General features: G+C 39.5%; 15 protein-coding genes. 3 read left to right on the forward strand and 12 right to left on the reverse strand.

The genetic code is table 11. From position 1 onward, the window contains the following. Window positions 1-292: 292 nt before the first annotated feature. The 12 genes from prfB to ACVIJU_RS17620 form a co-directional block, all read right to left on the reverse strand. Window positions 293-1,394, reverse strand: a protein-coding gene (gene prfB / locus ACVIJU_RS17565; protein WP_130158800.1) for a peptide chain release factor 2 whose coding sequence is annotated in 2 segments (ribosomal slippage) — window positions 293-1,321 and window positions 1,323-1,394 — 1,101 coding nt in all. Because the reading frame shifts where the segments join, the coding sequence is not laid out codon by codon here. 137 nt (window positions 1,395-1,531) lie between these two features. Continuing rightward, window positions 1,532-4,042, reverse strand: a complete 2,511-nt coding sequence (secA, locus tag ACVIJU_RS17570; RefSeq protein WP_063389200.1) for a preprotein translocase subunit SecA — start codon at window positions 4,040-4,042, stop codon at window positions 1,532-1,534. 187 nt (window positions 4,043-4,229) lie between these two features. Continuing rightward, a complete protein-coding gene (gene hpf / locus ACVIJU_RS17575; protein ID WP_063389201.1) occupies window positions 4,230-4,781 on the reverse strand; it encodes a ribosome hibernation-promoting factor, HPF/YfiA family in 552 nt (183 codons plus the stop codon). Between the two features lie 172 nt (window positions 4,782-4,953). Further along, window positions 4,954-5,307 (reverse strand): flagellar protein FliT, encoded by a 354-nt coding sequence (locus tag ACVIJU_RS17580; protein ID WP_130158802.1) that lies wholly within the window; start codon window positions 5,305-5,307, stop codon window positions 4,954-4,956. Next, on the reverse strand, window positions 5,307-5,708 hold the full coding sequence (gene fliS / locus ACVIJU_RS17585; protein WP_063389203.1) for a flagellar export chaperone FliS: 402 nt from the start codon (window positions 5,706-5,708) through the stop codon (window positions 5,307-5,309). Before fliS ends, ACVIJU_RS17580 begins: the two co-directional genes overlap by 1 nt. A gap of 56 nt (window positions 5,709-5,764) precedes the next feature. Continuing rightward, window positions 5,765-7,243, reverse strand: a complete 1,479-nt coding sequence (locus ACVIJU_RS17590; RefSeq protein ID WP_063389204.1) for a flagellar hook-associated protein 2 — start codon at window positions 7,241-7,243, stop codon at window positions 5,765-5,767. A gap of 15 nt (window positions 7,244-7,258) precedes the next feature. Beyond that, the gene (gene flaG, locus ACVIJU_RS17595) at window positions 7,259-7,603 is read right to left on the reverse strand and encodes a flagellar protein FlaG (RefSeq protein ID WP_063389205.1); all 345 of its coding nucleotides are present in this window, start codon (window positions 7,601-7,603) and stop codon (window positions 7,259-7,261) included. 366 nt (window positions 7,604-7,969) lie between these two features. Next, window positions 7,970-8,224 (reverse strand): group II intron maturase-specific domain-containing protein, encoded by a 255-nt coding sequence (locus ACVIJU_RS17600; protein WP_327019724.1) that lies wholly within the window; start codon window positions 8,222-8,224, stop codon window positions 7,970-7,972. Further along, window positions 8,175-8,501, reverse strand: coding sequence for a reverse transcriptase domain-containing protein (locus ACVIJU_RS17605; protein WP_456687816.1), 327 nt, complete (start codon window positions 8,499-8,501; stop codon window positions 8,175-8,177). The genes ACVIJU_RS17600 and ACVIJU_RS17605 overlap by 50 nt, the downstream gene beginning before the upstream one ends. A 271-nt stretch (window positions 8,502-8,772) precedes the next feature. Next, complete coding sequence (locus ACVIJU_RS17610) at window positions 8,773-9,885, reverse strand: cupin domain-containing protein (RefSeq protein WP_063389206.1); 1,113 nt, start codon at window positions 9,883-9,885, stop codon at window positions 8,773-8,775. A 24-nt stretch (window positions 9,886-9,909) separates the two neighbouring features. Continuing rightward, a complete protein-coding gene (locus ACVIJU_RS17615) occupies window positions 9,910-10,389 on the reverse strand; it encodes a DinB family protein (RefSeq protein WP_094245185.1) in 480 nt (159 codons plus the stop codon). Then, the gene (locus tag ACVIJU_RS17620; protein WP_456687817.1) at window positions 10,386-11,336 is read right to left on the reverse strand and encodes a fumarylacetoacetate hydrolase family protein; all 951 of its coding nucleotides are present in this window, start codon (window positions 11,334-11,336) and stop codon (window positions 10,386-10,388) included. The genes ACVIJU_RS17615 and ACVIJU_RS17620 overlap by 4 nt, the downstream gene beginning before the upstream one ends. Before the next feature lie 137 nt (window positions 11,337-11,473). Between ACVIJU_RS17620 and ACVIJU_RS17625 the strand changes: the two genes are divergently transcribed. From ACVIJU_RS17625 to ACVIJU_RS17635, 3 genes are all read left to right on the forward strand, one after another. After that, entirely contained in the window at window positions 11,474-12,274 is an 801-nt protein-coding gene (locus ACVIJU_RS17625) for an IclR family transcriptional regulator (RefSeq protein WP_456687818.1), read from the forward strand. A 14-nt stretch (window positions 12,275-12,288) separates the two neighbouring features. Next, window positions 12,289-13,059: an IclR family transcriptional regulator gene (locus ACVIJU_RS17630; RefSeq protein WP_456687819.1), complete on the forward strand. Its 771-nt coding sequence runs from the start codon at window positions 12,289-12,291 to the stop codon at window positions 13,057-13,059. 118 nt (window positions 13,060-13,177) lie between these two features. Beyond that, complete coding sequence (locus tag ACVIJU_RS17635) at window positions 13,178-14,446, forward strand: phenylacetate--CoA ligase family protein (protein WP_311066887.1); 1,269 nt, start codon at window positions 13,178-13,180, stop codon at window positions 14,444-14,446. Window positions 14,447-14,500: the final 54 nt, after the last annotated feature.

The following is a 14,500-nucleotide window of genomic DNA, read 5'->3' on the forward strand; positions in this document are numbered from 1 at the left end:
AACAAATTGACCAACATTTGACAATCCTGTGAAAATAACTTGAATATTGATAAAAAAGAAAAAGGGTGTCTAATAAGTCGTTTTTACGCCTTATAGACGCCCCTTTAATGTTTTAAATGTTGATATATCAATGTTTATGATGTTTCGTTTCAATGGATTTTGACTTTCTGGACAGCCCCACAAGTTCTCTAATCAAATGGAATTTAGGGCAGTTTTTCTTCGTCATTTTTCCGCATCACATTTCTATTCGCTCATCTTTTGTAAACGCGTCATCATCCTTTTCATAACAGCCTTAAGACAATTTTGCTCTTAAATATGCATCAATAAATGCATCAATTTCCCCATCCATTACAGCTTGAACGTTGCCGATTTCGACATTTGTCCGGTGATCTTTCACCAATGAATATGGATGGAAGACATAAGAACGGATTTGGCTACCCCAGCCAATTTCCTTTTGCTCTCCTCGAATTTCCGCTAATTCTTTTTCCTGCTCTTCAATTTTTAATTGGTATAGCTTAGATTTTAACATTTTCATTGCTCGTTCTCTGTTTTTAATTTGAGAGCGCTCCGTTTGACATGTCACGACAATTCCAGTTGGCAAGTGTGTAATCCGTACCGCCGAGTCGGTCGTATTTACGTGCTGCCCTCCCGCACCGCTTGAACGGTACGTGTCAATTTTCAAATCCTCGCTTCTAATTTCAATATCGATTTCATCATTAAATTCTGGCATCACTTCGCAGGAAACAAAGGAAGTATGGCGGCGGCCTGATGCATCAAAAGGAGAAATGCGCACTAACCGATGGACTCCTTTTTCCGCTTTTAAATAGCCGTATGCATTGTGTCCTTTAATTAACAGCGTTACACTTTTTATTCCTGCTTCATCACCCGGAAGATAATCGATCGTTTCAACTTTAAATCCTTTCTTTTCCGCCCATCTCGTATACATTCGCAGGAGCATAGATGCCCAGTCCTGAGATTCCGTCCCTCCTGCTCCCGGATGAAGCTCTAAAATCGCGTTGTTTTTATCGTAAGGCTCATTTAAAAGAAGCTGTAATTCAAAATTATTCAATTCCTTCGTTAATTTTTTCAATTCGGATTCAAGCTCTCTTTGCAAATCATCATCCGGCTCTTCTTTAATAAGCTCGTAAGTTACTTGAAGATTTTCATATGATTCATTTAAATGGTTAAATTCTCCGACAAGATCTTTTAAGGCGTTTGCTTCATTAATTACCTTCTGAGCTGCTTGCTGGTCATCCCAAAAATTTGGCGCAGCCATTTGCTCCTCTAATTTTTTTATGCGTGCTTCCTTCTCTTCTAAGTCAAAGAGACCCCCTAAAATCCGCTAATCGCTTAGCCATTTTCTCCAGTTCATTCCGAATTTCTACTAAATCCATTAGTCCATCACCTCTAAAAATTTTTTGCACAGTATACTATATTTTTGCAGATTCGCTTTGTCCACTTATACATTAATTAAAAAATTTATGGGACAGGCGAGACTGACATCTCGCCACACCCATTCTATTTAAAATCGTTATCTTCCGCAACAATGTTTGTATTTTTTGCCGCTTCCGCACGGACATGGCTCGTTGCGGCCAACCTCTTTTGCTTTTCTGACTGGTTTCTTTTTCGTCTGGGCGTCTCCTTCTTTCGGCTGCACGGCTTCGCCGACCGCCACTTCCTGACGTTCCAAATTGTTTTGAATTTCAGCTTTCATTATATATTTTGTAACCTCTTCTTGGATGGACGCAATCATATTTTCAAACATTGTGTAGCCTTCCAATTGATATTCACGAAGCGGATCGGTTTGTCCGTATGCACGTAAATGAATACCTTGGCGAAGATGATCCATTGCATCGATGTGATCCATCCATTTTGTATCAACGGCGCGGAGTACAATGACTCGTTCAAATTCACGCATGTTTTCCTCGCCAAAAGCAGCTTCTTTCTCATCATAACGCTTCTTCGCTTTTTCCCAAATGATATCAATAATTTCATCCGATTCTTTTCCGCGAAGGTCATTTACATTAAAGTCATCTGCTTCATCCAAAATATTGGCTTTTACCCAGTCGACTAATCCTTCAAGGTTCCAGTCTTCTGGAAGCTCTTCTTCAGGCGTAAATGACTGTACAACACGGGTAATCGTTTGTTGAATCATGTCTTCAACATTTTCTCGCAGATTTTCAGATTCAAGCACTTCATCTCTTTGTTTATAAATAATTTCACGCTGCTGACGGAGCACATCATCATATTGAAGAAGCTGCTTCCGCGCATCAAAGTTGTTTCCTTCCACCCGTTTTTGCGCCGATTCCACAGCACGGGTAATCATTTTGCTTTGAATCGGCTGGGAATCGTCCATTCCAAGCCGATCCATCATGCTCATCATACTTTCTGAACCGAATCGGCGCATCAGTTCATCTTCCATTGACAAATAAAACTGCGTAACACCCGGGTCTCCTTGACGTCCAGAACGTCCTCTCAGCTGATTGTCAATTCTTCGGGATTCATGGCGTTCTGTGCCGATGACAGCTAATCCACCCAACTCTTTTACGCCTTCGCCGAGCTTTATATCCGTTCCCCGTCCGGCCATATTTGTCGCGATCGTCACAGCATTCTTTTGTCCGGCTTGTTCAATAATTTCTGCTTCCTTTGCATGGTTTTTTGCATTCAACACATTGTGCGGAATTCCCCGCTTCTTAAGCATATTAGAAAGCAATTCAGATGTTTCAACCGCGACTGTACCTACTAGAACAGGCTGACCAATCATATGCCGCTGAACGATGTCTTCTACAACCGCTTTAAATTTCCCCTCCATTGTACGGTAAACGAGGTCCGGACGATCTTCGCGGATAACCGGCTTGTTTGTCGGGATGGTAATAACCTGCATGTTATAAATGTTGCGAAATTCTTCTTCTTCTGTTTTCGCAGTCCCTGTCATTCCCGCCAGCTTTTCATACATTCGGAAATAGTTTTGGAACGTGATCGTTGCCAACGTCATGCTTTCATTTTGAATTTCAAGGCCTTCTTTCGCTTCGATTGCCTGATGCAAACCGTCGCTGTAACGGCGGCCTTTCATTAACCGTCCGGTAAATTGGTCTACAATGATCACTTGTCCGTCTTCAACGACATAATCAACGTCTTTATGCATGACGACGTGGGCTTTCAGCGCATTGCTGATATGATGGTTTAGTGTGACGTTTTTTAAATCGAACAAATTATCAATATGGAAAGCACGCTCCGCTTTTTCAATCCCTTCTTCTGTAAGTTGAACGGATTTCGTTTTTTCATCATAAGTATAATCTTTATCCTTTTGAAGCGTTCTGACAAAAGCATTTGCCTGAATATACAGTTTGGTGGATTTTTGTGCTTGTCCAGAAATAATAAGCGGAGTTCTTGCTTCATCAATTAAAATGGAGTCTACCTCATCGATTACCGCAAAATGCAGAGGGCGCTGCACTTTTTGTTCCTTGTATAAAACCATATTGTCGCGCAAATAATCAAACCCAAGTTCGTTATTTGTTGAATAGGTGATATCAGCTTCGTAAGCAGCCTTTTTCTCCTCTTTTGACATACCGTTTAAATTTAAACCAACAGTCATGCCGAGAAATTCAAAAATTTTGCCCATTTCTTTTGCGTCCCGGCTTGCCAAATATTCATTGACGGTAACGACGTGAACGCCTTTCCGCGTCAACGCATTTAAGTAAACAGGCATCGTTGAGGTTAATGTTTTCCCTTCACCTGTCTTCATTTCCGCAATATTGCCTTCGTGAAGGGCAATAGCTCCCATAAGCTGTACTTTATATGGATACAGGCCGAGCACTCTGTGAGCGGCTTCTCTTACAACTGCATAGGCTTCCACAAGCAGATCATCGAGTGTTTCTCCCTTTTCAAGCCGTTCCGCAAACTCAGCTGTTTTTGACCTCAATTCCAAATCAGAAAGCTTTCTCATATCTGGACCGAGAGCATTTATTTTTTCAGCTATTTTTTCATAACGAGCTAAAGTGCGTTTATTCGGATCAAACACTTTATTTAAAAGTCCAAGCATCTTTAACGCTCCTTAATTTATTTTATTATTTTAGTTTCTTTTAAATTTTATCACTGCTTTTCCAAGCGTACAACTTTTGCTGTGTGAAAGTCTTTCCATAAACCCGTCCCATTTGTTTACATTTTATTTGCTTGAAGGTAAAAAAAGTACAGCCAAGGTAGGCTGCACTTTTTTTATATAATAAATTTTACTCATTCGGTTCAATTAATCCATAGCGGCCGTCTTTTCTGCGGTAGACAACATTTGTTCTATTTGTATCAGAGTTCGTAAAAACAAAGAAGTTATGGCCGAGCATGTTCATTTGCAAAATAGCTTCCTCAGTATCCATCGGCTTTAAATTGAACCGTTTTGTTCTTACAAGTTCGATATCCTCTTCATTCACATCAGTGTCATCATTCGTTTCCGCATTGATGAAATATTTAGCATCAACTTGTTGTTCACGAAGCTTCCGGTTTACTCTTGTTTTATGCTTGCGGATCTGACGTTCAAGCTTATCAACGACAAGATCAATCGCAGCATACATATCTTCATGATATTCCTCAGCACGCATCACTAAATGCGTCATTGGAATCGTTACTTCAATTTTAGATTCTTTGTCATTATAATATTTTAAATTCACATTTGCATCGGCTTGTACTCCATTATCAAAATAACGTTCAAGTTTAGATAACTTTTTTTGTACATATTCTCTTAATGCTGGAGTTACTTCAATGTTTTCCCCTCTAATGTTGTATTTCATATTGAGCTCCTCCTTTTATTAAGGGATATATATATAGTTCGATATTTCGTTCGTTTTTCCTTTCACAAAATAAAAAAAATCGTGAACATTTTATGAATGCTGATGAGCGGGGAAAACGATTTTCACACTTTCATCCATCGCTACATGATCGTGTCTTTTTGTACATATATTGCTATTTTTTCTTATCATAAAAAATGCCATCAATAGTGGCATTCGCATAAGAGTTCATATATTTTTTTGCCATCTCTTTCTGGGCTTTCATCTTGACGATATCATGTTGTATCTCTTGTTTTATTAGTTTAAGCTGCTCAACAAGAATTTGATTCAATTGGATAATTTTTCTTCCTGCTTCTTTCTCCTTGGGCGTGAAGGGAGGATTCATGCTTTTTGTTAACTCCTCCCGTTTTGCTAGCAAGTCTTCTATTTTTTGTATCACTTGATCACGGTCGCGATGTTGATCTTTAGACCGTTTTGTCAATTCCACTAACTCTTCCGTTATTTCCAACAATTTTTCCACTTCGTCCATTACGCTTGTCCGCCTTCACTATGCCGCTGTTTCCGGTTGATTTGGATTACTTCTTTCCACGTATCTCTGAACTCTGTCACATATCCTTCCACTTCTTCAATAATGGTGACATCGTTTTTAAAATTGGCCTCAACAAGCCGTCGATTCATGTACTCATACAGTGCGTACATATTTTTAGAAATCTCAATATCCATATTTAGCGTGGCCATTAGTTCACAAATGATTCTTTGTGCTTTTTGCAAATTTTCGTTTTTTTGTTGGATAGATTTTTCTTCTATTGCTTTTTTCGCAAGCTTTAAAAATTTTAAACACCCGTTATAAAGCATTAACGTGAGTTCACCCGGTGATGCAGTTTGTACGCTGTTTTCCAAATAAGATTGATAAGGATTGTTCATTGCCATTTAAGACACTCCTCAGATATCATATCCATTAAAAAGTAAATAGTAAAGGCAGACGATTAAGCGCCGCCTCCAAATAATTGCATCAAATATGCTGACTGTTGGTTCGCCCGCTGAATCGCCTGTTCCATTGCCGTAAATTGCCGATAATATCTTGATTCGATTTGTATAAGCCGATCTTGAAAGGCATTGATTCGATTATCCAAATCTTTTAAGTTTTTTCCAATCGTAAACTGGTCATTTGTAGACAAAGACGTTCCCGCTTTGTCTTTAATTTTTGTCATCATACCTTTCAAAGAATCGCGGAGACGGCGGGCAATCCCTTTATCATTGTAAGATTCGCCGTCAGACATAAATAGTTTATAGATCGCTTCTGGATTTTCCTGAATTTTTTCCCGGAGTTTATTTTCATCAATTGTAAGTTTGCCTCGGTCCAAATAATTGGCTGTTGTTGAAATCCCAATATCCGTAAGCTGCTTAAACCCTTTCAAAGCATCTCCGGCGACAGGAGAATATAAATCCAACCGCATTTGATTAAGACCGCTTGTTAAAATCGCATCGCCGCGAAGAAGGCCGCTTTTCGCTTTTTCTTCCCACAGCTCGATTTGCTTTTCCGTCATTTCCTCTTTTTGTTCATCCGTTAGAGGAGGAAAATTCCGGAAGCGCTCTTCTGTTAATTTGCCATTAATCTTTTCAATCACTTCATTATATTTATTAACAAATTTTACAATAGTATCGAGAATTGCATCAACATCTGTTGATGTAGAAATCGTAACAGGACTTGTCGTTACATTTTTAATTGTATATTCAATCCCCGCAATCGTAAACGTATTAGATGTTTGGACAGTTTCGTAGCCGTTGATTTTAACTTTTGCATTTTGACCCGCAGTTTCGGGGATTAGGTTAAACGTTGTATCATCAAGTGAAAAACCTAGGCTTTGCAAAAAATCAAATGTTTCACTATCGGCAGCTTTAATCGTTCCGCCTTCACCTGTTTTATTATTCGTTAAAACGAGCCTTTCCACACCAGATGAATCCTTTAATTTCATCCCCGTAACGCCTAGATTTGAGCTGTTGATTTTGTAGATAACATCATCAAGCGTATCATTTTCACCAATATTAATCGTCACTTCTCTCGTTTCTGTTGAACCTGGATCGGTCACTTCAAATTTTAGCGTTCTTGCACCAGATGTAAAATTATTTAACGTTGCTGCACTATATGTGGCAGCCTTAGCCAATTGTTGGACTTCAATCGCTGTTGACGTATTAGCTGAAGCGTTGATTGCCTTTGCCACAACAGCTGACTCATCAGAGCTCGTCACTTTTTTTTGCCGGAAATTCGACAGTCTGTATACGCCGTCAAAAATCAATCTGTCCAATTCGTCCAACAGCTTGTTGATTTCCCTGTAGCTGTCGCGCTGCCATTCAAAAATTTGCTTTTGTTGGACCATTTTATCGAGCGGAATTCTTTCCGCCTTCATTAAATCTTTTACGAGAGCGTCAATGTCCATTCCGCTTGCCAAACCGACAATTCGCATTTTTTCCACCCCTAGTTAAATTTTCCGATCCACGATTAATCCCATCAGCTCTGCCATTGCCGCATATATATCAAGCATTTTTTTCGGAGGAATTTCCCTGATGACTTCGTTCGTCTCTACATTGACAACTTGTACAAAATATTCTTTCAGTTCTTCATGAAGTACAAATTGAATCGATGTTTTAATCGGCTTCAAAAAATTGTTCAAATCCTCAATTGCTTCCTCCAGCGTAACTTTAGCTTTTTTTTCTTCTTCTTGGACAGGCTGCTGGTTTTCAGGCATTGACAATTTTTCCTCTTTTCCTTGCATATCCTGCAAAAAAGCATTATTATTAACACCGGTTATCTTTTGTATTCCCATATTCCTTCTCCTCCGAGGAATTCTTGCTATTTTATTTATCGGTAAAAAATTGCCTTGTTTTAGCATCTTTTGACAAAACATTCATAACTTTATTGAAATGATTTCTTAATTTTTAAAATATTGAGTTTATGAAATCGGTAAGCTGAAGGGCTGCTTAAAATCCACACAACCATTTTTTATTCTTCTAAAATCTTAAGTCGTTCAAGATGGGGAAGGCTTCCAATTTACTAGTAGAGTAGAAAACTGTTTTCAAAGGGACAGCCTATGCTGTCTCTTTTACTCTCAGCTTCCCCTCATCAAACCGTACGTGAGGTTTTCCCTCATACGGCTTTCCGACGTTCTTCTTCCTTTGGCTTTCGTTCTTGTCTAACTTGCTAATTTCACTAATAAGCCTTGTGTTAATTTTATAACTTCTTTCATTCTCGCATGTTTCTTCCTTTGGTTCTTCTTCTTATTCCAGTACAGAGTAAGTCTTTCTAATACATACCAGTCCACTTTATTTAGCCACTTCTTGGCGATGGACGAAATACTGTAGTAATTCTTAAATCCTTGTAAAATTCGATTGAGCCTTTCACCAGTTCTTTGATGTCCATAAATCGCTTGTTCCTTGGACTCGTATATTCCTTAAATTCATTTTCATTTTCTTCATGGCTTTCTTACTTGGAATGTGAGACATGACATAAACTTTCGAGCCTCCCTTGTTCATCACAGGAAATTTCCGATGGTGTAGATCTAGAAAGTCAAATCCGTTTGTGTCGTCCCATAGGCTGACCAGTTTGGATTTCTCTGTGTTGATTTCAAGGTCGAGTTTCTTCATGATGGCTTTTAGTACTTGAATGCTCTCCAGCGCCTCGTTTTTCGTGCGACACATGATCACGAAATCATCTGCGTATCGCACCAGTTCTCCTAAGTGTAGGAACTTCTTCTTTCATATCGTGTCCATATAATGCAGGTAGCTGTTCGCTAAAAGAGGCGAAATGACTCCGCCCTGCGGGGTACCCTTTTCGGTGTTATGAAACTGTCCATCTTCCATTACACCTTAGCTGGGCGCGCTAAAAAACAAAAACCCCTTTTTCAACAATAGCTTTGTGAAAAAGGGGTTTTGAAAACCTCGTCAAAAGGTTCAGTTTTAATTTAGACCGTCAACTGCTCCATTATGCTTGCTAAGTTTAAACGAATACAGGTTGAAATTCATCGGTCACTTGTTGGAATCCATTATTTTCTTCATAAGCTTCTTCACGTTCCACATCAAATCTTTCCATAATCGGCAAATCATTCGCAGAGAACAGGTAAGAATCTTTTTCGGCAACATGCTCATGCCACGCCCAATTCGGAACAACGAAGAAATCGCCGCTTTCCCAATCAAAGCGCACACCGTTGATAATACTGTACCCAGATCCCTTATAGACATGGTAAATAGTTGAGTGCGTATGACGGTGAGCTTTTGAATGAAACCCTTTTGGAAGCAATTGCATCCAAGCGGAAATCGTCGGATTGGCTTGTTTGCCTGTTGAAGGATTGATATATTCAACCGCATATCCATCGTACGGATCTGGATCGAAGCGTTTTAAACCTTGAATAGCTGCTTCAGTCTGCTTCCATTTATAAGACCCTAACGGAGCGATTTTTGGTTCACGGTCAGAAATTGGACGAACCATGCCGCCTTCATATCTTTGCGATGAGTAATTATCAGGAACTTTCGGTTGTTCAATTCCGTCTGGATAAGGATCAAAGAACGTGCCGCCAATCGAATAGATAGTTGGAATATCAAGGCAGTCCATCCAAATCATCGGCTCATCACCCGGATGTCCATGACCATGCCAAAGCCCTTTCGGAGTAATGAGATAATCGCCTTCCTCCATAAAAATCCGCTCGCCTTGCACAATTGTATAAGCGCCTTTTCCTTGACTGATAAAGCGCAGCGCACTTTGCGAATGTCGATGCGAAGGCGCTACTTCACCGGGAAGAATTAATTGTACGGCAGCATAAAGCGTTTGTGTTGTTGATGCCCATCCCCAAGGCTTTCGATAAGTCAATCCAGGATTTTGAAAATAAATCGCTCGTCTTTCTCCGCCGCGCTCAGGAGTAAAAATTTCAGTTGCTTCCATCAATTTTTTATAAAGGGTTTTCCATTTCCAAAGATACGCTTCAGCTTGCGGAGTTGGCTGGCGATGCATTAAATCTGGAATAGCATCCCAAAGCGGTCCTAGATGGTATTGCTCAATATCTTTTGTGAAATCTCGGACAATTTTACTTTTAAAAAACTCATTTTTTTCCGCCATGATGAACTAACCTCCTCTATTCTTTTAAAGCTTTGATAAATTACGTTGAATTTGGCTATAATGCTTGCTTGCATGTTCGACAAGCAGGTGGTCGACAATAAAAGACATCGGTTTTGTTCCGAAACGAGGATTGCGGCTCGGAGCCTCTGATTTTAAATCTTCTTCTGACAGCTTGCTCAACACTTTTTCCACTTGATCTTTTACGTTTTCAAGCTTGTTTAGCACGTCTGAAACTTCACGTTTTTCTGTATTAGCAACAGCAGCAAGCCTGTTTTCATCCGTAAGTCCTCTTCCCCATTCTGTACCCGGCGACTCAAGCAGCCGCTCAATTTCGTTTAACCAGTATGGAATCGCTTCTTCAACATGGCAAAGAATTTGCATGATGGACCATTCTTCTTCTGATGGATTCCAACGAATGGTCTCTTCTGAAAGACTTTTTGTAGTTTCAATCATTTGGTCAATGGATTGTTTTATGCTTTCAATCGCTTCGTTCATATTAGTCATTCGCTGATCTCCCCCGTCACTTTTTTCACTTTATTTTCTAATGCACCGATGCCGTCTATCTCGATGCGGACAACATCTCCATCTTTTAAAAATACTTGAGGGTCTCTTGCTACACCAACACCTCCTGGAGTTCCTGTCAAAATGACATCTCCCGGCTCAAGGGTCATAAGTCCAGATAGAAATTCAACCAAGTACTGTACGGAAAAGACAAGATTTTTCGTGTTAGAACGCTGACGTTCTTCACCGTTAACCGTTAAGACTACTTCCAGCCCAGAAGGATCTGACAGCTCATCGGTTGTTACTAACCACGGCCCCATCGGAGCGCTTCCATCCACTGTCTTGCCTTGAAGCCATTGCAGCGTACGGCGTTGAAGATCCCGGTAAGTCACATCATTCACAATTGTATAGCCTGCAACATAATCCAATGCTTCTGCTTGGGAAACATTGCGCGCCCGTTTTCCAATCACAAAAGCAAACTCAGCTTCATAATCTAGCTGATCGGAAATTGGATAATGAGGGATGTCATCCTCCGGTCCGATGACAGTATTCGCGAATTTCGCAAAAACTACAGGATATGGAGGAATCTCTCTTCCCATTTCCAAAATATGCTCCCTGTAGTTATGGCCTACGCAAATCATTTTCCCCGGCGATGGCACTGGTGCTTCCACTTTTACATCTTCTTTGGAAAACACAAGCTGCTTTCCTTTATATTTTTCATGTTTTAAAGCAAATGCAACTGCTTCTTTTGCATAGTCCAAGCTTTCCTTTCCGCCTTGCAAAAATCCGTTCATATCTGTCGGCACATACGCCTCAGCAATTTGTTTGAAGCGCAATTTCCCTTCAGATTCCAGCTTTTTTTCAAATGCGGCATGCAGATCAATCACTTTTCCATCCTCAATTGCACCGATGCGTGTGACGCCTTGTTCTGTAAACGTGATCAGTTTCACTATTGAAACCCCTTTCATTGATTATGGTCTTGTTACCATCTTAATATTGAAAAAAATCTAAAAATACATTATTTTTCTTATATACAGAACAAAAATGGATTTCCTCATCAATCAAAAATTTTTTACAGGTGATATGGATGGCTTCTCAAAGTAAACAAAGAATTTCTTCTGTTGAAAACGCTTTAAAAATTTTGAAAAGCTTTTCAATGGACGAACCGGAACTGGGTGTGTCAGAAATAGCCGAAAAGCTAAATATCGGAAAAAGCACTGCCCACAGACTTTTAACAAGCTTAGCCAGCGAAGGATTTGTATACAAAGATATAAACACAAATCATTACAGTTTAGGTGCTTCGATCTTGACATTAACAAGCATCGTTAGCTCCCAATTGAAAATTTTAAATGAGGCGACGCCGGTTCTAAATGTTTTAACAGAGGAGACAGGCGAAAATTCGCACATTTCCATATTAGAAGGCACCGAAATTATTTATTTGCAAAAAATTGAATGCACGTATCCTTCAAAAAAAGAATATACCCATATCGGCAGAAGGAATCCTGTCTACTGCACAAGTCCCGGTCAAGCCATTTTAGCCTTTGAAGACGAAGAAGTAATCGAGAAAATTTGCTCGCAGCCCTTCAAAAAATACGGTCCGAACACGATCACTTCACCCGAGCAATTAAAAGAAAAGCTTTTGAAAATAAAAAAAGAAGGCTACGCCGTTTGCAATCAAGAGTTCCAAAAAGGGATCATCGGAATCGGTGCGCCCATTTTTAATGAACATAACAAAGTGGTTGCAGCAGTGAACATTACCGGCTCTACGAAGCGAATCAATTCCATTAACATCAAGCAACTTATAAAAAAAGTGGTGAATGCGGGAGAAAGAATTTCTGAATTAATAAAACAGAGAAAAACGAAGCAATTGTTCGGAAATGACGACTAGACTGGAGGACTAACATGAGCGAAAAATATTTGCTGTCATCTGTGAAGAACGCAATGAAAATTCTGCGTCTTTTTACACATAAACAAAAAGAGCTAGGGATTACCGAAATATCAAAAAAATTATATATTTCCAAAAGCAGCGCCCATCGCCTTGTTTCTTTGCTTGTAAAGGAAGGATTTTTATCAAAAAATCCCCGGACAAACAAGTATCGATTAGGCCTTTCGATTCTAACATTAGGAGGCGTGATTTTCAGCAATCATGAGTTATACAAAGAAGCGCTGCCCATTGTAAAAAAGCTTGTTCACACATTAAATGAATCCGCCCATATTTGTCTTTTGGAAGAGGATCAAGTAGTGTATTTGTTCCGAATTGAAAGCAGCCAGCCCGATCGGCTGTTAACATATATAGGGCGGAAAAATCCGATTCATTGCACAAGTGAAGGGTTATGCATTCTGGCTTATCAAAACAAACGAACAATTGAAAAAGTTTTGTCGAAAAAATTATATGCATACACTCCCTATACGATCACCGATCCAGACATTTTAAAAAATGAGTTAAAAAAAATTAAAAAACAAGGATTTGCCATATCAAAAGACCAATTTTATGTCGGGTATGTCGGGATCGCAGCACCAATTCGCGATTATTCCGGCAAAGTGGTGTCTTCACTGTCCATGATTGGCTCAACTGCCAGAATGACAGATGATCGGTTTCCAGTCTTTATTGAACATATTACGCAAGCAGCTAAAAGCATATCAGAGCATTTAGGGTATATCGACGGAAAATGAGTACATTTTTTAAAATTTTGAATTTTTTGTTTTGTATAAAAGAACTAGAATATTCCTTTTTCTTTCTTTTCTGACTATGATAAGAAACTAGCTACAAGTCTAAAAGGGAGGAATATTCATGGTTCATACAGTACAAACACAAGAAAACGAACTTAGGTCGCTGCAATTGCAAAAACTGAATCGATTGTTACATTTTGTTTTGAATCATAATGAATTTTATAAAGAAAAACTTGCCGGTTTAAAGCTTCCGCTGCAATCTTTGGAAGAAATGAAAAAGCTTCCTTTCACAATGAAAAAGGAATTGGTCGATGATCAAAACAATCATCCTCCATACGGCAAAAACCATTCATACCCTTTAGAGGAATATGTAAGATACCATCAAACTTCCGGCACTTCAGGGAAACCGCTGAAAATTTTAGATACAAAAAAAAGCTTTGAATGGTGGGAAACATGCTGGCTGGAAGTTTATCGCTCCAGCGGAGTTACGAAAAAAGACAGAGTATTTTTCGCCTTTTCGTTCGGTCCTTTTATTGGATTTTGGGCTGCATTTGAAGGAGCAAAACGATTAGGTGCCCTTTCGATTTCATCCGGCAGCCAAACTTCGATTGAGCGATTGAGAAGCATGATAGAAAACAGAGCAACAGTACTAGTCTGTACTCCAAGCTACGCTTTACATCTGGCGGAAGTAGCGGAAGAAAACGACATTGATATAAAAAATGGCCCTGTCCAAAAAATCATTACGGCTGGTGAACCTGGAGCCTCTGTCCCTTCTACACGAAAGCAAATTGAAAGTTTGTGGGGAGCCGTTTTATATGACCAAGTAGGCATGACAGAAATGGGAGCATACGGTTATTCTTGTTCAGAACAAAAAGGGATTCATGTCAATGAATCGGAGTTTATTGTAGAAGTGATCAATCCTAACACGTTGGAGCCGGTGGAAGTTGGTGAAAAAGGAGAATTAGTATTAACCAATTTAGGAAGAGAAAGCTATCCGGTTATTCGCTATCGGACAGGCGATATCGTGATCCGGTCTGATCAGCAATGTGAATGCGGCAATTCCTATCAATTTTTCCCTGGAGGAATTCTCGGCCGCGCAGACGATATGGTCATAATACGGGGCATTAACATTTACCCGTCTTCCATTGAATCCATTATTCGCGAATTCAAAGAAGTGAAAGAATTTCGCATTGTGTACTACACAGAAAATGAGATGGATCAAATCAAAGTGGAAATTGAATCCGATTCTGAACAAATCGTGCCTATCCTCGCAACAAAATTAAGAGAACGAGTCGGTTTAAGAATTCAAGTTGAAAAAGTTCCAGACAACGAGCTGCCTCGCTTTACAATGAAAGCGAGAAGGGTTGTGGACAATCGAAAAAAAAGATAAACACATATATATTTTTGAAAACGTTTTCCATATAACTAGAAAAGGATGAAGATT

It is taken from the genome of Aeribacillus sp. SP014 (assembly GCF_054055575.1).